The organism is Pseudarthrobacter sp. NPDC058119 (assembly GCF_042884655.1).
Taxonomy (GTDB): domain Bacteria; phylum Actinomycetota; class Actinomycetes; order Actinomycetales; family Micrococcaceae; genus Arthrobacter.
Genome location: NZ_JBHVTN010000003.1, coordinates 1 through 20775 on the forward strand (window position 1 = coordinate 1; position 20775 = coordinate 20775).

Annotated in this window: 22 protein-coding genes; 8 read left to right on the plus strand and 14 right to left on the minus strand. The window is 66.6% G+C overall.

Annotated features, from left to right (window positions below; all coding sequences use genetic code 11):
* Positions 1-84 precede the first annotated feature (84 nt).
* Entirely contained in the window at positions 85-840 is a 756-nt protein-coding gene (locus ACFVTD_RS07865) for an IclR family transcriptional regulator (RefSeq protein ID WP_387560549.1), read from the minus strand.
* Positions 841-1061: 221 nt separating this feature from the next.
* On the opposite strand from ACFVTD_RS07865, the gene ACFVTD_RS07870 reads away from it, so the two are divergent.
* From ACFVTD_RS07870 to ACFVTD_RS07885, 4 genes are read left to right on the plus strand one after another with little or no spacing between them, the layout of a single operon-like run.
* Positions 1062-2504, plus strand: a complete 1443-nt coding sequence (locus ACFVTD_RS07870; RefSeq protein ID WP_387560551.1) for an NAD-dependent malic enzyme — start codon at positions 1062-1064, stop codon at positions 2502-2504.
* A gap of 34 nt (positions 2505-2538) precedes the next feature.
* Complete coding sequence (gene aceB / locus ACFVTD_RS07875) at positions 2539-4137, plus strand: malate synthase A (protein WP_387560554.1); 1599 nt, start codon at positions 2539-2541, stop codon at positions 4135-4137.
* A gap of 1 nt (position 4138) precedes the next feature.
* Positions 4139-5413: a DUF6986 family protein gene (locus ACFVTD_RS07880; RefSeq protein WP_387560557.1), complete on the plus strand. Its 1275-nt coding sequence runs from the start codon at positions 4139-4141 to the stop codon at positions 5411-5413.
* Positions 5414-5430: 17 nt separating this feature from the next.
* Positions 5431-6243: a bifunctional allantoicase/(S)-ureidoglycine aminohydrolase gene (locus tag ACFVTD_RS07885; protein WP_387560560.1), complete on the plus strand. Its 813-nt coding sequence runs from the start codon at positions 5431-5433 to the stop codon at positions 6241-6243.
* Positions 6244-6327: 84 nt separating this feature from the next.
* Here the strand turns inward: ACFVTD_RS07885 and ACFVTD_RS07890 are convergent, their stop codons facing one another.
* Positions 6328-7509 (minus strand): zinc-dependent alcohol dehydrogenase, encoded by a 1182-nt coding sequence (locus tag ACFVTD_RS07890; protein ID WP_387560563.1) that lies wholly within the window; start codon positions 7507-7509, stop codon positions 6328-6330.
* 185 nt (positions 7510-7694) lie between these two features.
* Between ACFVTD_RS07890 and ACFVTD_RS07895 the strand changes: the two genes are divergently transcribed.
* Positions 7695-7943: a hypothetical protein gene (locus ACFVTD_RS07895; protein ID WP_387560566.1), complete on the plus strand. Its 249-nt coding sequence runs from the start codon at positions 7695-7697 to the stop codon at positions 7941-7943.
* A 10-nt stretch (positions 7944-7953) separates the two neighbouring features.
* Here ACFVTD_RS07895 and ACFVTD_RS07900 read toward each other — a convergent pair whose 3' ends face one another.
* The 3 genes from ACFVTD_RS07900 to ACFVTD_RS07910 form a co-directional block, all read right to left on the minus strand.
* Positions 7954-8667, minus strand: a complete 714-nt coding sequence (locus ACFVTD_RS07900; protein ID WP_387560569.1) for an HAD family hydrolase — start codon at positions 8665-8667, stop codon at positions 7954-7956.
* A complete protein-coding gene (locus tag ACFVTD_RS07905) occupies positions 8667-8957 on the minus strand; it encodes a hypothetical protein (protein ID WP_214945366.1) in 291 nt (96 codons plus the stop codon). The genes ACFVTD_RS07900 and ACFVTD_RS07905 overlap by 1 nt, the downstream gene beginning before the upstream one ends.
* 113 nt (positions 8958-9070) lie before the next feature.
* Entirely contained in the window at positions 9071-10879 is a 1809-nt protein-coding gene (locus ACFVTD_RS07910; RefSeq protein ID WP_387560572.1) for a glycoside hydrolase family 15 protein, read from the minus strand.
* Positions 10880-10942: 63 nt separating this feature from the next.
* Between ACFVTD_RS07910 and ACFVTD_RS07915 the strand changes: the two genes are divergently transcribed.
* Positions 10943-11674, plus strand: a complete 732-nt coding sequence (locus ACFVTD_RS07915) for a DUF72 domain-containing protein (protein WP_387560575.1) — start codon at positions 10943-10945, stop codon at positions 11672-11674.
* 32 nt (positions 11675-11706) lie between these two features.
* Positions 11707-12819 (plus strand): App1 family protein, encoded by a 1113-nt coding sequence (locus tag ACFVTD_RS07920; protein ID WP_387560578.1) that lies wholly within the window; start codon positions 11707-11709, stop codon positions 12817-12819.
* A gap of 4 nt (positions 12820-12823) precedes the next feature.
* On the opposite strand, the gene ACFVTD_RS07925 is transcribed toward ACFVTD_RS07920, so the two are convergent.
* The 4 genes from ACFVTD_RS07925 to ACFVTD_RS07940 form a co-directional block, all read right to left on the minus strand.
* Positions 12824-14368 (minus strand): glycoside hydrolase family 1 protein, encoded by a 1545-nt coding sequence (locus ACFVTD_RS07925; protein ID WP_387560581.1) that lies wholly within the window; start codon positions 14366-14368, stop codon positions 12824-12826.
* A gap of 98 nt (positions 14369-14466) precedes the next feature.
* Positions 14467-14844, minus strand: a complete 378-nt coding sequence (locus ACFVTD_RS07930; protein ID WP_224027071.1) for a hypothetical protein — start codon at positions 14842-14844, stop codon at positions 14467-14469.
* Between the two features lie 106 nt (positions 14845-14950).
* Complete coding sequence (locus tag ACFVTD_RS07935; RefSeq protein ID WP_387560584.1) at positions 14951-15340, minus strand: J domain-containing protein; 390 nt, start codon at positions 15338-15340, stop codon at positions 14951-14953.
* A 58-nt stretch (positions 15341-15398) separates the two neighbouring features.
* Positions 15399-15824, minus strand: coding sequence for an Hsp20/alpha crystallin family protein (locus ACFVTD_RS07940; protein ID WP_387561692.1), 426 nt, complete (start codon positions 15822-15824; stop codon positions 15399-15401).
* A gap of 145 nt (positions 15825-15969) precedes the next feature.
* Between ACFVTD_RS07940 and ACFVTD_RS07945 the strand changes: the two genes are divergently transcribed.
* Positions 15970-16287 carry a MerR family transcriptional regulator gene (locus ACFVTD_RS07945; RefSeq protein ID WP_387560587.1) on the plus strand — a complete coding sequence of 106 codons (318 nt, stop codon included), beginning with the start codon at positions 15970-15972 and terminating at the stop codon, positions 16285-16287.
* Positions 16288-16311: 24 nt separating this feature from the next.
* On the opposite strand, the gene ACFVTD_RS07950 is transcribed toward ACFVTD_RS07945, so the two are convergent.
* From ACFVTD_RS07950 to ACFVTD_RS07970, 5 genes are all read right to left on the minus strand, one after another.
* The gene (locus ACFVTD_RS07950; RefSeq protein WP_387560590.1) at positions 16312-17109 is read right to left on the minus strand and encodes a phosphatase PAP2 family protein; all 798 of its coding nucleotides are present in this window, start codon (positions 17107-17109) and stop codon (positions 16312-16314) included.
* A gap of 139 nt (positions 17110-17248) precedes the next feature.
* Positions 17249-17773, minus strand: coding sequence for an Ig-like domain-containing protein (locus tag ACFVTD_RS07955; RefSeq protein ID WP_387560593.1), 525 nt, complete (start codon positions 17771-17773; stop codon positions 17249-17251).
* Positions 17767-19080, minus strand: a complete 1314-nt coding sequence (locus tag ACFVTD_RS07960; RefSeq protein WP_387560596.1) for a S8 family peptidase — start codon at positions 19078-19080, stop codon at positions 17767-17769. The genes ACFVTD_RS07955 and ACFVTD_RS07960 overlap by 7 nt, the downstream gene beginning before the upstream one ends.
* A gap of 132 nt (positions 19081-19212) precedes the next feature.
* On the minus strand, positions 19213-20091 hold the full coding sequence (locus ACFVTD_RS07965) for an NAD-dependent epimerase/dehydratase family protein (RefSeq protein ID WP_387560599.1): 879 nt from the start codon (positions 20089-20091) through the stop codon (positions 19213-19215).
* Positions 20092-20136: 45 nt separating this feature from the next.
* Positions 20137-20730 carry an adenylate kinase gene (locus ACFVTD_RS07970; RefSeq protein ID WP_387560602.1) on the minus strand — a complete coding sequence of 198 codons (594 nt, stop codon included), beginning with the start codon at positions 20728-20730 and terminating at the stop codon, positions 20137-20139.
* Between the last annotated feature and the right edge of the window lie 45 nt (positions 20731-20775).

Consider the following 20775-nt stretch of genomic DNA (forward strand, 5'->3'; position numbering starts at 1 on the left):
CAGAAGAACGTCGGCGGCCCGCACCTTTCGCGAAAGGTGCGGGCCGCCGTCGTCCAACCCTGCGGGCGTGGGGCCCGCCGAAGTTCAGGTGCGGTTGAGCTCGCGGGAGATGGCCTCGGCTGCTTCCCGAAGGATGGGCACGGCCTTGTCCGCGAAGTTTCCGTCCACCCTCGACACCGGGCCGGACACGGAAATCGCGGTAGGCGTCGGAGCGTTGGGGACCGCCATGGCGAAGCAGCGGACGCCGAGTTCCTGTTCCTCCTCGTCGATGGAGTAGCCCCGCTCACGGATGAGCTTGAGGTCGGCCAGGAGTTCCTCCACGTCGCCGATGCTCTTGGGGGTGGGGGTGGGCATGCCGGCGCGGGCCACGATGCCCCGCACGGTGTCGTCGTCGAGCTGGGCCAGGATTGCCTTGCCCACGCCGGTGGCGTGGGTGTGGGCGCGGCGTCCCACCTCCGTGAACATACGCATCGAGTGCAGCGAGGGGACCTGGGCCACATAGATCACCATGTCCGAGTCCAGCACGGCCATGTTGGAGGTCTCGCCCAGCTGGTCCACCAGGGCCTTGAGCTGGGGACGGGCCAGGGCACCGAGCTGCTTGTTGGCCCCCTCGCCCAACCGGATGAGCCGGGGGCCCAGCGCGTAGCGCCGGTTGGGCAGCTGGCGGATGTAGCCCAGCGATACCAGGGTGCGCAGCAGGCGGTGGATGGTGGGCAGCGGCAGGTCCGTGGAGGACGAGAGCTCGCTGAGCGTCACGTCGCCGCCGGCATCGGTGATGAGCTCCAGCAGTTCGAAGACGCGCTCTACCGACTGCACGCCGCCCGAGGCTTTTTCTGCCATTCCGTTGTCTCCTGTGGCTCGGAATCCGACAACTCTTATCCGCATCGTGAAAAGAGTTGCTTAGAACACCCAACATACAGCACGGCAGTACCAGCCGCGACGCGGTTCGCCAGTCGCATTCCGGGGGCTTGTATTTCCATAAAGTAGATAATAATATCCATAATACGAAAACATTCGGATTAGAGCAGAAGCCGGAAAAGGCCTAAACAGGAGGACATTCAATGGCGAACCCCAGCCCCGGAAATTCGATCACCCTGCGCGTGGAAGCACCGTCAAGCTTCAGCGCCACCAGCGAGCTGGCCGCAGCCGTCGGAGCAGCCGGCGCAGCCATCACCGCCCTCGACGTCACCGAGTCCCACCACGAGACCCTCGTCGTCGATGTCACCTGCAACACCACCGACGACGCCCACGCAGCACGGGTCAAGGACGCCCTCAACGCGCTCGACGGCGTCACGGTCCAGCACGTCTCGGACCGCACCTTCCTGATGCACCTCGGTGGCAAGCTGGAGGTGGTCCCCAAGGTCCCGCTGCGCAACCGCGACGACCTCTCCCGCGCCTACACCCCCGGCGTCGCCCGCGTCTGCCTGGCAATCGCCGAGGATCCCGCCGCCGCCCGCAACCTGACCGTCAAGCGCAACACCGTTGCCGTCGTCACCGACGGGTCCGCCGTGCTGGGCCTGGGCAACATCGGACCCGCCGCCGCCCTACCGGTCATGGAGGGCAAGGCCGCCCTGTTCAAGCAGTTCGCCAACGTGGACGCCTGGCCCGTCTGCCTGGATACCCAGGACACCGAGGAAATCATCCGGACCGTCAAGCTGCTGGCACCCGTCTTCGGCGGCGTGAACCTGGAGGACATCGCGGCGCCCCGGTGCTTCGAGATCGAGGCCCGCCTGCGCGAGGAACTGGACATTCCGGTCTTCCACGATGACCAGCACGGCACCGCCATCGTGACCCTGGCCGCCCTGGTCAACGCCCTGCGCGTGGTGGACAAGAAGATCGCCGACGTGAAGATCGTGGTGTCCGGTGTGGGCGCTGCCGGCTCAGCCATCATCCAGTTGCTCAAGGCCCAGGGCGCCCGGCACATCGTCGCTGCCGGCCGGTCCGGTGCCATCCACAAGGGCGAGACCTACAACGATTCGCACCGCACCTGGATCGCAGACAACACCAACCAGGAAGGCTTCGCCGGCACCCTGCACCAGGCCCTGGTGGGCGCCGATGTCTTCATCGGCGTCTCCGCCCCGAACATCCTGGAAGAGGAGCACATTGCCTCCATGGCCAAGGACGCCATCGTCTTCGCCATGGCCAACCCCACCCCCGAGGTGGACCCGGCCGTAGCATCCCGGCACGCCGCCGTCGTTGCCACCGGCCGCAGCGACTTCCCCAACCAGATCAACAACGTCCTGGCCTTCCCCGGCCTCTTCCGCGGGCTCCTGGATGTCGGCGCGAGCGACATCACCCCGGAAATGCTCGTGGCTGCCGCCGAGGCAATCGCAAACCGCGTGAATGATAATGAGCTCAATGCGAGCTACATCATCCCGAGCATTTTCGACCCCCACGTGACCGCCGACGTCGCAGCCGCAGTCGCGGCCGCAGCCCAGGCCTCAAACGTTGCCATGGCGGCCGATCCTGCCCAGGACCCGGCACCCGCACTGGCTTCCGTCTGACCGCCCGACTTCCAGCTTTAGGAAAGGACCAGAAATGGCCATCACCGTCACAGATCCCCGGCCGATCGACCGCGCGGAGGAGATCCTCACGCCCAAGGCACTGGCCTTCGTGGAGGAGCTCCACAACCGCTTCGCCGGCACCCGCAACGAACTCCTGACAGCGCGTGCCGTCAAGCGGCAGCGCGTTGCCGAGACCGGCAAGCTGGACTTCCTGCCGGAGACCAAGGACGTGCGCGACGGCGACTGGAAGGTTGCGCCCGCACCGGCGGCCCTGCAGGACCGCCGGGTGGAGATGACCGGCCCCGCGTCGCCGGCCAAGATGGCCATCAACGCCCTGAACTCCGGCGCCAAGGTGTGGCTGGCGGACCTCGAGGACGCCAGCACGCCCACCTGGGCCAATGTCATCGACGCCATCCTGAATCTCCGCGACGCGGCCCAGGGCACGTTGAGCTTCACCTCCGAGGAAGGCAAGGAGTACCGCCTCCGCACCGACGCGCCGCTCGCCGTCGTGGTGGCCCGCCCCCGCGGCTGGCACATGCAGGAAAAGCACCTGCTGGTCAACGGCGAACCGGCCGTCGGCGCGCTGGTGGACTTCGGGCTGCACTTCTTCCACATCGCCAAGCAATTGGTGCTCAACGGCCAGGGCCCCTACTACTACCTGCCGAAGATGGAGAGCCACCTCGAGGCACGACTGTGGAACGACGTCTTTGTCTTCGCGCAGGACTTCCTGGGCCTGAACCAGGGCACCATCCGCGCCACCGTCCTGATCGAAACCATCCCGGCCGCCTTCGAAATGGACGAGATCCTCTACGAACTGCGCGACCACGCCTCCGGACTGAACGCCGGCCGCTGGGACTACCTGTTCAGCATCATCAAGTACTTCCGCGACGCCGGCGAGGAATTCGTCCTGCCGGACCGCGCCTCCGTGGTGATGACCGCCCCGTTCATGCGCGCATACACCGAACTCCTGGTCAAGACCTGCCACAAGCGCGGCGCCTTCGCCATGGGCGGCATGGCAGCAGTCATCCCCAACCGCCGCCACCCCGAGGTCACGGCCGCGGCGTTCGAGAAGGTCCGGGCGGACAAGACCCGCGAGGCCAACGATGGGTTCGACGGCTCCTGGGTTGCCCACCCGGACCTGGTCCCCACCTGCCGCGAAGTCTTCGACTCCGTGCTCGGCGACAAGCCCAACCAGGTGGACAAGCAGCGCCCGGAAGTTTCCGTCACGGCCGAACAGCTGCTGAATGTCTCCTCCGCCGAGGGCCAGGTCACCGAGGCCGGCCTGCGCCTGAACCTGTACGTGGCGGTCGCCTACACGGCCGTGTGGCTGTCCGGGAACGGCGCCGTGGCCATCCACAACCTGATGGAGGACGCCGCCACAGCGGAGATCTCCCGTTCCCAGGTGTGGCAGCAGATCCGCAATAAGTCGATCCTGGCAGACACCGGCAACACGGTCACCAAGGAACTGGTGGAAAAGGTCCTGGGGGAAGAGACCGAAAGGCTCCGCACCGAGTTCGGTGACGAGGCGTTCCGCCGTTACTACCAGCCGGCCAGCGAATTGATCGCTGACATCTGCCTCTCCGACGACTACACGGACTTCCTCACCACCCCCGCCTACGAGCTGGTGGACTGAGATGGCCGCACCCAACACATCACTCTCGGCCGGGGACCTCGCGCACATTGACGCGCAGCTGGCCCCCACCGACCAGCTCCTGGACCGCAACTACCCCGGCGACGACGGCTCCCGCCAGCCCGTGCACACGGTGTACGTCCCCGCGGACCGCTTCACGCCGTCGTTCGCAGCTGACTGGGGCACCCAGGCAGCGGCGACGGCCGAAGCCCACGGCGGATTCGAAAAGCTGGGCCGGCTCCTGGGCCAGGACGAAAGCCTCGCCCAGGCCGTGGCCGGCCGGGTTGAAACCAAACTGGGCACCGAGCCGATCGAGGACCTGCGCCTGGACTTCGAGGACGGCTTCGGGGACCGGGGCGACGACGCCGAGGATGCCGCTGCGGTGGCCGCGGCGTCCGCGGTGGCCCAGGCCGTCGCGGCCGGGTCCGCTCCCCCGTTCATCGGGATCCGCTTCAAATGCTTCGAGGCAGCCACCCGCGCCCGCGGCCTGCGCACCCTCGACCTCTTCGTCTCCGGCCTCGCCGCGGCGGGTGAACTGCCGGACGGCCTGGTCCTGACCCTGCCCAAGGTCACCACCGTGGCGCAGGTGCAGGCCATGGACTACGCGGTCTCACGGCTCGAGGAAGTCCACGGCCTGCCTGCCGGCCGGCTCCGCTTCGAGGTGCAGGTGGAGACGCCGCAGCTGATCCTCGGTCCGGAAGGAACCTCTCCGGTGGCGCAGTTGCCGCATGCCGTGCCCGGCCGGATCAGCGGACTGCACTACGGCACCTACGATTACTCGGCATCCCTGCAGATCTCCGCGGAGTACCAGTCCATGGAGCACCCCGTGGCCGACTTCGCCAAGGAAGTCATGCAGCTTGCCGTGGCAGGCACGGGCATCCGCCTCTCGGACGGCTCCACCAACATCATCCCGGTGGGTGACAACGTGGAGAACGCCTGGCAGCTGCACGGCCGGTTGGTCCGCCGGTCGCTGGAACGCGGCTACTACCAGGGCTGGGACCTGCACCCGGCCCAGCTGCCCAGCCGGTTCGCTGCCACCTACGCGTTCTACCGCGAGGGCCTGCCGGCCGCCGCCGCCCGCCTGCGCAACTACGTGGAACGGACCGAGGGCGGCGTCATGGACGAGCCCGCCACCGCCCGCGCACTGGCCGCCTTCGTCCTCCGCGGCGTCCAGTGCGGCGCCGTGGGTGCCGAGGAAGTCCAGGCGCTTGCCGGCGTCGGAATTCCGCAGCTCACCGCGCTGGCGCACCCGCGGCTGGCCACCACTTCCAACTCCTAAGCCAAAGGAATCCATTCATGGGCAAGTACTACTCCCCCAGCGGCGGACTGCCGCCGCAGACGCACCTGACCACCGAGCGCGCCATCGTTACCGAGGCCTACACGGTGATCCCGAAGGGCGTGATGACGGACATCGTCACGTCCAACCTCCCGGGCTTCTCCAACACACGCTCCTGGATCATCGCCCGCCCCATTTCGGGTTTCGCCACCACGTTCTCCCAGCTGATCGTCGAGATCGCTCCGGGCGGCGGCGCCCCGAAGGCCGAATTCGAGGCAGGCGTGGAAGGCGTCGTCTTCGTGACCCGCGGCAAGCTCAACCTGACCCTCGACGGTGAGCTGCACCAGATGGAGGAAGGCGGCTACGCCTACCTGGCCGCCGGTTCGGAGTGGGGCGTGGAGAACGTTTCGGACGACGTCGTTTCCTACCACTGGATCCGCAAGGCCTACGAACGGCTGGAGGGATACGAGGCCAAGTCCTTCGTCACCAACGAGAAGGACATCGAACCCACGTCCATGCCGGACACCAACGACGTCTGGAAGACCACCCGGTTCACGGACTCCAGCGACCTGGCCCACGACATGCAGGTCAACATCGTCACGTTCCAGCCCGGCGGCGTGATCCCGTTCCCGGAGACGCACGTCATGGAGCACGGCCTGTACGTCCTGGAGGGCAAGGCTATGTACCTGCTGAACAACGACTGGGTGGAGGTGGAGGCCGGCGACTTCATGTGGCTGCGCGCGTTCTGCCCACAGGCCTGCTACGCCGGCGGCCCGGGCGAATTCCGCTACCTGCTCTACAAGGACATGAACCGCCAGGTAAAGCTCACCTAGGAGGTTTCCGGCCTGTCCGGGCAGCAGCAGGGGCCGTTACGGATTTCCGTAGCGGCCCCTGCTTTCGCGTCCAGGACGCGGGACTCAGGCGGCGGGGTTCAGGACCACCTTGATGCAGCCGTCTTCCTTCTTCTGGAACTTCTCGTACAGCGCCGGGGCGCCGTCCAGGTTGGACCGGTGGGTGACCAGGTCCATCACACCCAGCGGATCGGCGTCGTCCTCCACGAGGGGAAGGATGTCATCGGTCCAGCGCCGCACGTTGCACTGGCCCATGCGCACCTGGAGCTGCTTGTCGAACATGGTGAGCAGTGGCATGGGGCTGGCCGTGCCGCCGTACACGCCGCTCAGGGACAAGGTGCCGCCGCGCCGCACCGCGTCAACCGAGGCGTGCAGGGCTGCCAGCCGGTCCACGCCGCCGGTCTCCATTGCTTTCTGGGCCAGCTTGTCCGGCAGGAGGCCCAGCGCCTGGTGGGCGAACCCTGCCACCGGGGAACCGTGGGCTTCCATGCCGACCGCGTCAACCACCGCGTCGGGGCCGCGGCCGCCCGTCATCTCCCGGAGTTCGTCCCCAATGGCCTTGCTGTAATCGAGCGTTTCCACGCCGTGGCGCGCCGCCATCTCCCGCCGTTCGGCGACGGGGTCGATGCCGATCACGCGGAAACCCCGGTGCACGCCGATGCGGCCCGCGAACTGGCCCACGGGCCCGAGGCCGAATACTGCCAGGGTGCCGCCCGCCGGGACGTCTGCATACTCCACGGCCTGCCAGGCGGTCGGGAGAATATCGGAAAGGAACAGGTAGCGCTCGTCGGGGAGTCCACTGCCCACTTTCACCGGCCCGTAATCGGCGTGCGGCACCCGCAGGTATTCGGCCTGGCCGCCGGGGACTGACCCGTACAGCTCGGAGTAGCCGAAGAGTGCGGCGCCGGATCCCTTTTCCTTGACCTGGGTGGTTTCACACTGGGACTGCAGGCCCTGCTTGCACATGTAGCAGGAGCCGCAGGAAATATTGAACGGCACCACCACGCGGTCTCCCTTGCGGAGGTTGGTAACGCCACTGCCCACTTCCTCCACGACGCCCATCGGCTCGTGGCCAATGACATCGCCCTTGTGCATGTAGGGGCCAAGGACCTCATAGAGGTGCAGGTCGGAGCCGCAGATTGCGGTGGAGGTGATCCGAATGATCGCGTCCGTAGGTTCCTGGATGGTGGGATCGGGCACTTCTTCCACGCTTACCGATCGCTTTCCTTGCCACGTCAGTGCTTTCACAGTCTCCCTTTCGCTCTGCTGTCCCCGTGGGGGTGTCCCTGGGGGCGGGGCAGGGCACCTGCCGGCACCCTTCCTTCGACGCTATCTGTTTTGGCCGAAAAAAGTAAGCATGCTGATTAAAAGCTTGTGGCCGCAGCCTGGTGCCCCTAGCGTAGGACCGTCGGGAAAAAAGAAAGAGGAACGCCATGTCGCTCTACCAGCCGGAACCGGTCGAGATCTCCACTCGCATGCGTCCGGGCGAATGGACGGAAGAAAGCCTGGCGGAACTGGTCAGCACCTACCGGATGCGCATCGAGGAGATGGGTGCGCCCGCGGCCGAAGTCGCCACCGATATCGAGCGGAACGACGACGGCTCGGTCAAGGTGATCGTATCCTGGACAAAGCCCGCCATCGCAGGCGAAGAGGATTCGGTGCCGGGCGGACAGCCACTGTAGCCCGAAAGATTCAGGAGCGCGGCTCCAGCGCGAGCAGCCGGCCAATGGCGCTCGCGCCCAGGTTCTGCAGGAGGTGGCGCGGCCCGTCATAGACCTCGACGGCGCCCGCCTCCCGGAGTTCGGCCGCATGGATGCCCCCGCAGGTGAGCCCAATGGCGGGAACACCCAGGGCACCCGCTGCCTTCATGTCCCACACGGCGTCGCCGACGTAGACGGCGTCCGCCGCGTCCACTCCTACAGCTTCCAGGGCTGCCTCCAGGATGTCCGGCGCAGGCTTGCTCTCCTCCGCATCGTTGGCGCTGGTGGCGGCGTCGATGAAGGCGTCGGCGTCCAGTATGGACCGCATCACCTGCAGGTCCCGCTGCCGCGCAGAGGAGGCCAGCGCAACAGCAGCGCCGCCGGCATGGCACCGGCCCAGCAGGTCCCTGGCCCCGTCCAGGGCGCGCAGCGACGGCCAGTGCGAGGCGTAGAGTGCGCCGTGGCTGGCCATGATGTCCTCATCCTCGTCCCGGTCGCGGCCGGAGGGCAGGAGGTGGTCCACCAAACGGGCGCCACCCATGCCGACGAGCCAATGGATGGCCGCCATGGGAACGTCATGGCCGTACTGGCGGAACGCACCCCACCAGGCGACGGTGTGGATGTACGACGAGTCGATCAACGTCCCGTCAACGTCAAACAGGACCCCCCGGCGGGAGCCGCCAGGGGGTGTGGGGGATTCAGCCATCAGCCCACCGCTGCCCGTCGGACACCGGGCGCCTTCTTCAGCCTGGCCGCCTCCTCCTTGGGTGAACTGACGGGCCGCACGCGTTCGCGGATGACGGAGCCGGCCCCATCCAGGCTCTTGTCCCGGATCAGGCCCGTACCGGCAATTTCCCGGGCCATGGCGACGCCTGCCACAGCGGCCCGCTTAGTGGGGAAGGTAACCGAGATAGCCATCAGGTTCCCGCTTCCGTCCATCATCCTGATCCGGTAACCACCGTCGGGGGCATCCACGAGTTCAAAAAATCCGGCCATAACTATCACTCCTCCGTCAATCACGGCATTGTGCTGGGGAGCACTCCATGAGTTGTTAGTAAGTATACTTATCTATCCTGCGAAGGAGAAGTTCCAGCCCGTTCCGCACCGCCTCAGTGCGAATCCGCCTTGTCCTGCGGAAAGGGAGTGTCACTGCGGCGAACCGTATCCTGATGGAGCTCCAGTGCGCTAGTCACAAGGGCAAAGTGGCTAAAGGCCTGGGGTGTATTTCCCAGTTGCCGCCCGGCTTTTACTGCCCACTCCTCGCTCAGCAGCCCCACATCGTTGCGCAGTTCCAGCAGCCGCTCGAATAGTTCCCGAGATTCCTCGCGGCGCCCTGCCCCCAGCAGCGCCTCCACCAGCCAGAACGAGCAGGCCAGGAAGACGCCCTCATCCCCCGGCAGGCCGTCGTCGCTCTCTTCCGGCTTGTAGCGCAGCACGAATCCGTCCTGGGTCAGCTCCCGCTGGATCGCTTCGATGGTGCCCACCACCCGGGGATCGTCGGGGGGAAGGAACCCCACGCGGGGAATCAGCAGCAGGCTGGCATCCAGCTCCGGGCGGCCATAGGACTGGACGAAGGTGTTGCGCTGGGCATCGAACCCGTTAGCCATGATGTCCGCGTGGATCTGGTCCCGAAGGGCCTCCCACCGCTCCACCGGGCCCGGCAGCCCGGATTCACGCACGCCCTTCACCATACGGTCGGCGGCAACCCACGCCATGACCTTGGAGTGGGTGAAATGCCGGCGTGGTCCACGCATCTCCCAGAGCCCGTTGTCCGGCTGGTCCCAGATGGTTTCCAGGTGCTCCATCAGCGCGATCTGCACATCCCACGCTTCGTCCGTATGCTTCAGCAGCGAGTTCCGGGTCAGGGACAGGCAGTCAAGGACCTCGCCCCACACATCCAGCTGGAACTGCTCCGCCGCCGCGTTTCCGATCCGAACCGGGGTGGAGTTCTCGTAGCCCTTCAGCCACGGCAGTTCCATCTCCGGCAACCGCCGCTCGCCGTGGATCCCGTACATGATCTGCAGGTCGGCGGGGTCTCCCGCCACGGCCCGCAGCAGCCAGTCCCGCCAGGCGGCAGCCTCCGCCGTGTAGCCGGCAGCCAGCAGGGCCTGCAGGGTCATGGCCGCATCCCGCAGCCAGCAGTACCGGTAGTCCCAGTTCCGCTGGCCGCCGGGCTGCTCGGGGAGGGACGTGGTGACGGCCGCGACGATGCCCCCTGTGGGCGCGTAGGTCAGTGCCTTGAGCGTCACCAGGGAGCGGACCACCGCGTCCTGGTATTTCCCCTTGACGGTGCACTGCGAGGACCAGCCACGCCAGAATTCGAAAGTGCTGTCCAGGACGTGCTCGGCATCAACGCTGACGGGCCGTCCCACGTGGCTTGGCGCCCAGGTCAGCACGAACGGTACCTTCTCGCCGGCACTGACCGTGAAGTCGCTGACTGTGTGCATATTCTCGCCGTGCAGCGGAGCCGGCGTCACCAGGTAAACGGCATCCGGGCCCGCGATGGCGTGCAGTCCCCGCTTGTCCTTCCGCACCCACGGCACGATATGGCCGTAGTCGAACCTCATGACCAGCTCTCCGTGCATCTTGACGGTGCCGCTGATGCCCTCCACGATGCGGACAATGTCGGCAACGGAGTCCCTGGGCGGCATGAAGTCGGTGACCCGCACTGTTCCGTCCGGGGTATCCCATTCGGTATCCAGCACCAGGCTCCCGTCCCGGTAGCTGCGGCGCGTGCACGTTCCCCCGCCCTCCGGCGCCAGCAGCCAGCGCCCCGCGTCAGGGGTGTCCAACAGGGCGTTGAAGCAGGCAGGGGAATCAAACCGCGGAAGGCAGAGCCAGTCGATCGAGCCTTCCTTGCTGACCAGGGCCCCGGTGTGAAGGTCGCCAACCACCGCATAATCTTCAATTCGCGCCATGACAACACCCTGCCACACGGAGCTCCGAACGGAAGGGGAATATCCGGGTGTAGCGTGAGGGAAATGGCGATCCATATCGGCACCTCCGGCTGGAGCTATGACCACTGGGAGAACGTCCTGTACCCGCCCGGACTGCCCGCCCGGGACAGGCTCCAAAGCTACGTCTCCAGGTTCAGCACGGTTGAGCTGAATGCCAGCTTCTACAGGTGGCCCCGGGACACCACCTTCGCGGGCTGGAACCGGCGGTTGCCGCCCGGTTTCACCATGTCCGTCAAGGCGCCCCGCGGCCTGACCCATGCGCGCAAGCTTTACTCACCGGAGGTCTGGATTGAGCGCATTGCCCGGTGCTGGCATGAACTGGGGGACAAACGGGCGGTGCTCCTGGTCCAGCTGCCGCCGCAGCTGGAGCGCGACGACGCACGGCTGGACTATTTCCTCGCCGCGCTTCCGTCCTGGATCAGGGTGGCCGTGGAGTTCCGGCACCCCAGCTGGGACTCTCCGGAGGTGTTCGCCTTGCTGGAGCGGCACCAGGCCGCCTACTGCATCATGAGCGGCGCCAACCTTCCGTGCATCCTCCGGACTACCGCGCCTTTCGCGTACGTTCGGCTGCACGGGCCGGACCACGAGCATCTGTACGGCGGCTCCTATTCGGATGCGGACATGCACTGGTGGGCGGACCGCATCCGCGAGTGGGACAGCGCCGGCATCGACGTTTTCGCGTACTTCAACAACGACGGCGGCGGGAACGCGGTGCGGAACGCCTGGACCCTGCGCGGGATCCTGGGCGCAGGCTGAAGGCTGCCGCCGCCCTGTGGCAGAGTTAGGGCATGGACACGGCTCCGCAGAACCCAGCCCAGGACAACGCCCCCGCGCCACGGCAGGACAAGATAGGCCAGTACGCGTTGTCGGGAAGCCGATTCTTCCGTTTCGCGCACTGGGTGTCCGACACGGTCAACGATGTCCGGATCACGCTGGCCAAGCGGTGGAAGTTCGTGCCGCAGACTATCGCCTACCAGGGCTATGGCTCCACCACGCGGGTACGGGTGCTGGGGCGAGTGCTGCTGACCCACAAACCACTGCCGGGCAGCAAAGCCGAGCACGAGGCAAAAAACGGTAACCAGAACATCCGGGGGTGGCGCGCCTTCACCGGGGTTCCGCTGCAGTTTACCGACGTCGAGATCACCATCGGGGAGGTGGTCACCCGCGTCACGGCGGACCGGGGCGGACTGATCGATACCGAGGTGGAGGTGCAGCTGTCGCCCGGCTGGCACACCGCAATCCTGCGCGCGGAGGGGACCGACCCGGCAGAGGCTTTGATCCAGGTAATTGCACCGGGTGTGGAATTCGGCATCGTGTCAGACATCGACGACACCGTCATGGTGACCGCACTGCCCCGGCCCTTCCTGGCCCTGTGGAACACCTTCGTGCTCAGCGAACGGGCACGCATGGCCACCCCCGGAATGGCCGTGCTGCTGGACCGGCTGACCATTGAACATCCCGAGGCCCCGGTCATCTACCTCTCCACCGGCCCCTGGAACGCAGCCCCCACGCTGGGACGCTTCCTGACCCGCAACATGTACCCCAAGGGCACGCTGCTGCTGACAGACTGGGGCCTGACCCAGGACCGCTGGTTCCGCAGCGGCCAGGACCACAAGCACCGCAACCTGGAGCGGCTCGCCCAGGAGTTCCCGGACATGCGGTGGCTCCTGATCGGTGACAACGGGCAGCATGATGAGGCTATCTACTCGGCTTTCGCCGCCGAAAACCCGGAAAAGGTCGCGGCAATCGCCATCAGGCAGCTATCCGTCAGCGAATCGGTATTCGCCGGCGGCCACTCCGAGGACGGGGACCACACTACTTCCCGCGTGCCTTGGATCTACTCCCCCGACGGCGCCGGCATCGCCAAGCAGCTCGCCATGCTGGACCTGCTCCGCGGCTGACTGCTCAGGGGTTGGCCAACAGGTCGTCGCTGCCGGGGAGGTCGTCGCTGGGCAGCAGGTCCGGAACCACCGCCTGGGCGATGGCGGCCCCGGCAGCGGCTGCCAGGTCGCGTTCCTCGATGAGTTCCTGGAACCAGAAGTAGGAGGCCTTCGGCGTGCGCTCCAGTGTTTCGAAGTCAACGTGGAGCAGGCCGAACGGCTGCTTGTACCCGGCGGACCATTCGAAGTTGTCCAGGAACGACCACACGTAGTAGCCGCGCAGGTCCACGGACTCGGCGGCCCCGCCGGGGGCCGTGGCCCGCAGCGCGGTTTCAAGGTGGTCGGAGATGTACTTCAGCCGGCGTTCATCCGGGATGAACCGGGTGTTGGTGGACTTGTCCCGGACAATGATGTCCTCGAAGCTGGCCCCGCCTTCGGTGATGATCACCGGCGGCAGGTTGGGGTAACGGTCCGCCATCTCCTTCAGGGCCACCGCCATGTACTCCGGTTTGACCGGCCAGCCGTATGCCGTGATGTCCGCTTCCGGCCAGGTCTCCACGTGGAACGGAGTTGCCCCGCTCCCCGTTGCACTGAGGTCGCTGCCCATGGCTTCCGCCATGCTTGACGGCACGGTGCCGCCGCCGGGTCCAGCCGCCACCTTGGTGGGCATGTAGTAGTTGAGCCCATAGAAGTCCAGGGGCTGGGAGATGATCTCCATGTCCTCGTCCGGGTGGTCGAAGGAACTGAAGAACTTGGCGGCACGGATCAGGTCCGGGTACTTGCCCGTCAGGACCGGGTCCGCGTAGAGCCGGTTCTGGCCAAGGTCCATGACCCCGGCGCTGATCTTGTCCAGCGGATTGATCGAGTTGGGCACCATAGGCGAGTACACGTTGGTCATCCCGATCTCGCCGGGCACTTTCGCGGCGCGCAGGGCCTGCACGGCGAGCCCGTGGCCCAGCAGCTGGTGGTGGACGGTGGGGAACGCGCCCAGGGCCAGTTCCTTGCCGGGCGAGTGCAGGCCGAAGGCGTACCCGTTCGCGCTGACCGTTGCCGGTTCGTTGATGGTGACCCAGCGGGCCACCCTGTCCCCGAACGCCTCCGCCACCAATGCGGCATAATCGCCCAGCCGGTAGGCCGTATCGCGGTTCATCCAGCCGCCCGTTTCGTCCAGTTCCAGGGGCGTGTCCCAGTGGTAGATGGTGGCCATGGGCGAGATCCCGTTGGCCAGGAGCTCATCCAGGAGCCGGTCATAGAAGGCCAGCCCGGCGCGGTTGGCGGGGCCGGTGCCGCCAGGCTGGATGCGGGGCCAGGAGAAGGAGAACCGGTAGGAGTCCACGCCGAGCTGCTTCAGCAGGGCCACGTCCTGCGGCATCCGGTGGTAGTGGTCAGTGGCCACCACCGGGCTGTGGTCCTCCACGATGGCGCCGGGCTTCGCGGCGAACCTGTCCCAGCCGGAAGGTCCGCGGCCGTCTTCGTCCAGCGCTCCCTCGATCTGGAATGCAGCGGTTGCGACGCCAAGCGTGAACCCCGGGGGGATGAGCGCTGCGAGGTCCTTGGCGGTGATGTGCATTGGGGGTCCAGCCTTTTGGTCACGGAAGTTTGGTACGTCCCAGAATGTCACAGCGCAGGACCGCTGACGAGCAGCAACTCCGTGCCGAACACGGGGGCCTACTGCGACCCGAAGAGGAACTCCTTGGCGTGCGCCACCGCCTTGCGGAAGGCGTCATTGCGCAGGGTCACCAGGTGCTCCGAGTCGCCGTCGGACGGTTCAAGGTACCCGGTATAGCCGGGACGCAGGACCCAGATGTCTCCCGCCGGCGGCAGGTAGAACACACCGAAGGAACGCTGCTGCCTTTCGTCCGCCGTCCAGACGGGGACTACCGCCAATGCTGCGCCCGTGGCCGGATTGATCCATTGTGCCCGCGGCAGCGGCTGTTCGTGCGCCTCGGGGTCGAGGAAGGGTGCGGTTCCCGGGCCCCAGCGCTGTTCGAAGCGCTCGTGGAATGCGGGAATGAGGTGTGAATCGTAGCGCCGCCAGTCGCTCATGCAGCTTTCCGCCTCCTTGGATGATGGGACTGCGTTTGGTTGGTTCCCCGGTTTCGGGCGGGGCCGTTGCCGGGCCCACGGCCCGGTTTCAGGCCCACGGCCGCTTTCAGGCCCACGGCCCGCTTTCCCACCGCACCGGGGTAATGCGGATGGCAGGCCCGGGCGTGCGGCCGGGCCTGCGGACTTTCCGGACCGGAACCGAGGTGGCTGCCCGCGCAGCGACCCGCCTGTCGTAGTCGGCACGCCGTCCGGGATCACTGAGCACGTGGAACGCCTGCATGATTCCCAGGAGTTCGTCGCGCTGCGGTTCGTCACGCTGAGCCGGGGCGCCGGTCGTCGCCGGGTCTATAAGTGGCTGTTCGTCCACGTCCCCGCACCCGCCGCCCATGTCGGGATGGTGGCTGCGCATGAGGACCCGGTACGCATGGGAGATCTCCTGCCGGGTGGCATCCCGGCCCACGCCCAGGACGGCGTAGTAGTCGGGGACATCCGTCATCCCAGCCTCCTGTTCCACCGGCGCCCCTGCCGGATCCGGCAGGGGCCCCGGGAAGAACCTATGTGCTGATCTCCTGCATCCCGCCCTGCTGGGTCTGGATCTCGATCCTGCGCGGCTTGGCCTGTTCGGCTACCGGAATCCGCAGGGTGAGGACGCCCTGGTCGTAGCTGGCCTTGATCTTCTCGGTATCCAGGGTGTCACCCAGGATCAACTGCCGGCTGAATACGCCGCGTGGACGTTCCGAGGCCACGAGCTCCACATTGGGCTGCGTGGGGTCCTGGCGCTCGGCCCGGACGGACAGGACGTTCCGTTCCACGTTGAGGTCCAGCGACTCCACCTTCACGCCGGGAAGGTCGAACGCCACCACGAATTCGCCGTCCTCCTGCCAGGCGTCCATGGGCATCGCGGCCGGACGCGCGGCGGTTCCGAAAACCTGCTGCGTGAGCCTGTCCAGCTCACGGAACGGGTCGGTGCGCATCAACATCATTTCCCACTCCTTCAGCTTCCAAGGTGATGGATCTGCGTCTTTCTCCAGTGCCGACTAATCTATGGCAGCGGATATAGATTTTTTATAGCACCCATGGAAAACTGAAGCAAGGCACCGGCCGGAACGAATTTTGGGAGCACTTATGGCAGATCCTGCGGCAGGCCGCCCCGCGCGTCCGCCCGGTTCGCGGGCCCTTTACGCCATTTCGGTGGCCGCGGAACTCACGGGCACCGGGCAGCAGAACATCAGGTTGTATGAAACACGGGGGCTGTTGACGCCCTCCAGGACCGCCGGCGGCACCCGGCAGTATAGTGACGACGATATCGCCGTCCTGCAGCGGATCGGGGAACTCCTTGAGGAGGGGCTCAACCTGGCAGGTATTGCCAAGGTCCTGGAACTGGAGGCAGCGAACGTGGAACTGCACCGGGCGCTGAAGCGCGCCAGGTCCCGGCCGCAATAATGTGACCCTGGGTCCAGGAGGGCCTTATTCCCGGCCGGATTCTTTTTTGGAGAGCTCTCCCGTCACCGGTTCGCCGGGAATCCTCGCGGTCCGCCAGGTATCCAGGGCGATGACTCCGCCCAGGATGAGCAACGACAGCGAGAAGGACGCAAGGGTGTCGGTGGGCCAGTGGTAGCCCAGGTAGAGCCGGCTGGCAATGGCAAGGACGATCCCGATGCCGGCCCCGATGAAGCCGAAGACCGCTGCCCGGGGGTTCCGGCGCCGGGAGAAGATCAAGTAGGCGCCCACCAGCAGGAAGTCGCAGGCCCCCAGGACGTGGCCTGACGGGTAGGAGAAAGTCTGGTCCGCGCCGAACAGCATTTGGTCCACGGGAGGCCGCGAGCGCTGGACGATGTGCAGGATGATCTGGGAGATGATCACCCCTGTCAGCATCGCGGACGCCAGCAGGATGGGGCGCCATGCATGTTTGGCTGCGAATCCCCAAATGAGGATCACCACCAGCACGATGATCGGCAGGGCGATGGGCCCGAAGAACACCGCCAGGAAGATCATGAAGGCGGTGAGTGCTGCCGAGCGGGTGGTCAGCAGCCAGTCGTGCACCGGGTGGTCCGCAACGGTGAGGCCGTCGGCCTGCAGCACGCTGGCCAGTGTGGCAATAAAGAGGGCAAGCCCCACCACGGCGAGGACCACCGACGTGCGGTAGAGACGGCGCCGGTCGGCGGGGTCGATATAGCGCTCTTCCACCACGAACTTTTCATGGAAGGTGTGCCACTTGCCGGATTTGGCCTCCGTGGCTGCGGAACCTGCTGATTTCTGTGCCAATGTGTTGCCCGTCCCTGCGCCCTGGTGTGTGCACGACCGAAGGGCGTGCTGTGTGAATGCCTAGGGTGAAGATTATCCCCATGTAGCGCCGTTCGCTCCATCACTGGGCCGGTAGGACGGCTGGCAGCAGCCACAGCGGTCAATAGGAGCCGGTGGTGAACTGCCAGCTTCGGGAGGCGAGGGGGTTTCCGGCCAGGTCACGGATGCCGGCGGATCCCCCGGACAACGTCACGGTGTATTTGGTCTTGGTCGCCAGCGGTTCCTGGGGATCGAGGATCCACTGGTTGGTAGTGCCGTTCCGGTAGACGGACGCTGGTACCGCGGTGCCGGTGGAGGCATTCCGCAAGGTGAAGGTGGAGGTGCCGGCGCCCTGGATGGCTTCGCTGAAGGTGGCAGTGACGTTGCTGTTCCGGCGGACCAGGAGTGCGTTGCTGCCTGGGCTGTAGCTGGTGACCGTGGGGGCGGGTCCCGTGGTGAACGTCCAGCTGGCGGTGGCCAGTGGCGTACCTGCCGTGTCCCGGATGGCAGAGGCGCCGCCCACCAGGGTTGCGGTGTAGGTGGCGTCGGCGCCCAGGTTAACAGCCGGGTCAAGGGTGGCGGTCCGGGTGGTGGCGTCGTACGTGACGGTGGCGGTGATGCCCGCTCCGGCGGCGTTCCTCAGCACGAAGGTGCGGGTGACACGCCCACGACGGGGGCGCTGAAGGTGGCCGTCACGTTCGTGCCTATGGCTACTGCCGCAGCCTTGGCTGCCGGCGAAACCGGGGTGGCAGTCGGGGCAGGCGCGGGAGCAGGGGCCGTTGCCCCCGTACCAGTGAAAAGCAGGCGGTTCGGAGTCCCGGCGGTGGCCCCCGTGACCACTCCGGGCGTGGAGTTGGATACCAGTGCGGCAGCTACCTCCGCCGGCGTCAGGGCCGGGTTCTGGGACAACAGCACCGCTGCGGCGCCGGCGGTGTGCGGGGACGCCATGGACGTCCCGGACATGGAGGCCGTGGCCGTGGTGGAGGTGTAGTAGTCGGAGGTTATGCCGACGCCGGGAGCGTACAGGTCGACGCAGGACCCGAAGTTGGAGAACGAGGCTTGCTTGTCGGTGGAGTCGCTGGCGGCCACGGTGACGGCTCCGGGGACGCGGGCCGGTGAGCCCGTGCACGCGTCAACTGCCGAGTTTCCTGCCGCCACCACGGTTGCCACGCCATCAGCAAGGACGGCTTGGACGGCGTTGTCCACCGCGCTGCTGGCCGCGCCGCCCAGGCTGAGGTTGGCTACGGCGGGTGTCCCGGCAACATGGTTGGCGGCGATCCAGTCCAGGCCGGCCACCACGTCCGAGTTGTAGCCGGAGCCGCTGCAGTCGAGCACCCTGACAGGAACCAGGGTGGCACCCTTGGCGACCCCGTACGTTGCCCCGGCCACAGTGCCGGCCACGTGGGTTCCGTGGCCGTTGCAGTCGGTGGTGCCGTTGCCGTCTGCCACGGCGGTCCAGCCCGCTGCCACCCGGCCGCCGAAGTCGGTATGCGAGGCAAGGATGCCGGTGTCCACCACGTAGGCCGTCACGCCGGCACCGGCCCCGGTCCACGAGTAGGTGCCGGACAGCGGCAAGGTCCGCTGGTCGGAACGGTCCAGGCCCCAGGGTGCGGGCTGCTCGGTCCCGGACAGCGTGACGGGAGCGTCGGGCTCCACGGACAACACGTTCCCGGACCGGGCAAGGGCCGCGGCCTGGGCGGGGGTGGCGCTGACAACGGCACCGCGCAGGGCGTGTTCAAAAGTGCGGCCGACGGCGAGGCCCTGGCCGCGCAGTCCCGACACCATGGCTGCTACGTCGGCAGAGGGGGCGTACTGCACCAGGTAACGGCCCGTTGTGTTGCCGGCGGGTGGTCCTGGCACAGGAACGGCGGCGGCGGGCAGGGACGAAGCGGAAAGGACGACGGCGGAGAGCAGCGCAATGAGCGTAGGCAGCACGAAGAATCGGGTACGCATGTGGGGGGGTCCTTGCGGTGGCAGTTGGCGGTACCAAAAGGATAGGAGCCGGAAGCGCACGGCTTCCGGCTCCTTGGACGATCCTGTGCCAACCCTTGGCGAGTGCTGCGGACCCTTGCTGGGGACCGCGGTCTAAGCCTGGCGCTCCCTCGCGCCGGCGCCCGCTGCTGCATGGTTCCGCCACGTGTGCTCGGGTTCGTAGCCGAGCAGGCGGCGTGCCTTGTCGATGGAAAGCATCGTTTCGTGCTCGCCCAGTTCCTTGGTCACCTTGACGTCCGGGAAAACCTCGGCGGCGAGGTCGGCGCTGGGCCGGCTCATGACGGTGTCCGCGTTGGCGATGATAAACGCCTCGAACCCCGGCTTGGCATTCTCCAGTGCCTTCGCCACCGCCTGGGCACCGTCCCGTCCGTCGATGTAGCCCCACAGGTTCCACTTGCGGAGCATCGCGTCGGAGTCGAAGGAGGGGAACTTTTCGTAGTCGGCCTCGTCCATGACGTTGGAGAACCGCAGGCCCGTAATGCTCAGGTCCGGGTCCCACCGGGTCATTTCCACAGCCATCCGCTCCTCCAGGGTCTTCACCAGGGAGTAGGTGCTTTCCGGACGCGGCGGGTATTCCTCATCCACGGGGATGTAAGGCGGGTCGATGTCGAACGGCAGCCCCAGCACGGTCTCGCTGGAGGCGTAGACCACCTTCTTGATCCCGGCCCGCCGCGCAGCCTGGAAGACGTTGTAGGTGGACAGCATGTTGTTCTCGAACGTTGCTGCGTCCGGGAGGATGCCCGGGGCGGGAATGGCACCCAGGTGCACCACGGCGTCGAACCCTTCATGCCGGTCATCCACCCCCAGCAGGGCGTCCACGACATGCCCGTAGTTGCGCAGGTCCACCACCAGGAGTTCCGGGCTGCGCTCACCCGCCCGGTCCAGGGTGAGGACCTGGTGGCCGTCGTCCGTAAGCCGGCGCACCACGTGCCGACCCAGTTTTCCGGTTCCGCCTGTAACGGCAATTCTCATCAGTGTTTCCTTCTGTTGGAGTGCGTTCACCGTGCGGTGTTTCGGTCAGGACGGAGGGCGCGGGGCTGCAAGGAACTGTTCGACGGCGGCGATTGCCGCTGCGGTGATCCCGCCCGGATCACCACTGCCGTTGACGGACACCAGGATGCCCCGGCCCGCGTACACCGACACTACTTCATGGGTCTGGCGGTGGTAGAGATCCAGCCTGCGCCGGAAAACGTCGATCGTGTCGTCGGAGCGGCCCTGCTCCGTGGCACGCCGCTGCATCCGTTCCTCCAGTTCCGCGTCCGGCGCCGTCAGTTCGATGACGGCGTCCAGCACGTGGCCGTGGTCCGCGAGCATGTTATCCAGTTCCAACGCCTGCGGCGCGGTGCGCGGATAGCCGTCCAGCAGGAATCCCTGCCTCGCATCGCTTTCCAGGAGCCGGTCCTTCACCAGCGCGTTGGTGAGGTGGTCCGGGACGAAATGGCCGTCGTCGAGGTACCGGGCCGCCTGATTCCCCAAGGCAGTCTTCCGCCTGACGTTGCTCCTGAAGATGTCCCCGGTGGACACAGCAGGGACCTGGAAATGCCGCGCCAGGTGCTCGGCTTGCGTTCCCTTGCCGGAGCCCGGTGGGCCGATGATGAGAAGCCTGCTCATATTCCTGTCCTTCCGCAGCGGGAGCACGGTCTATGGGCCCGTTGG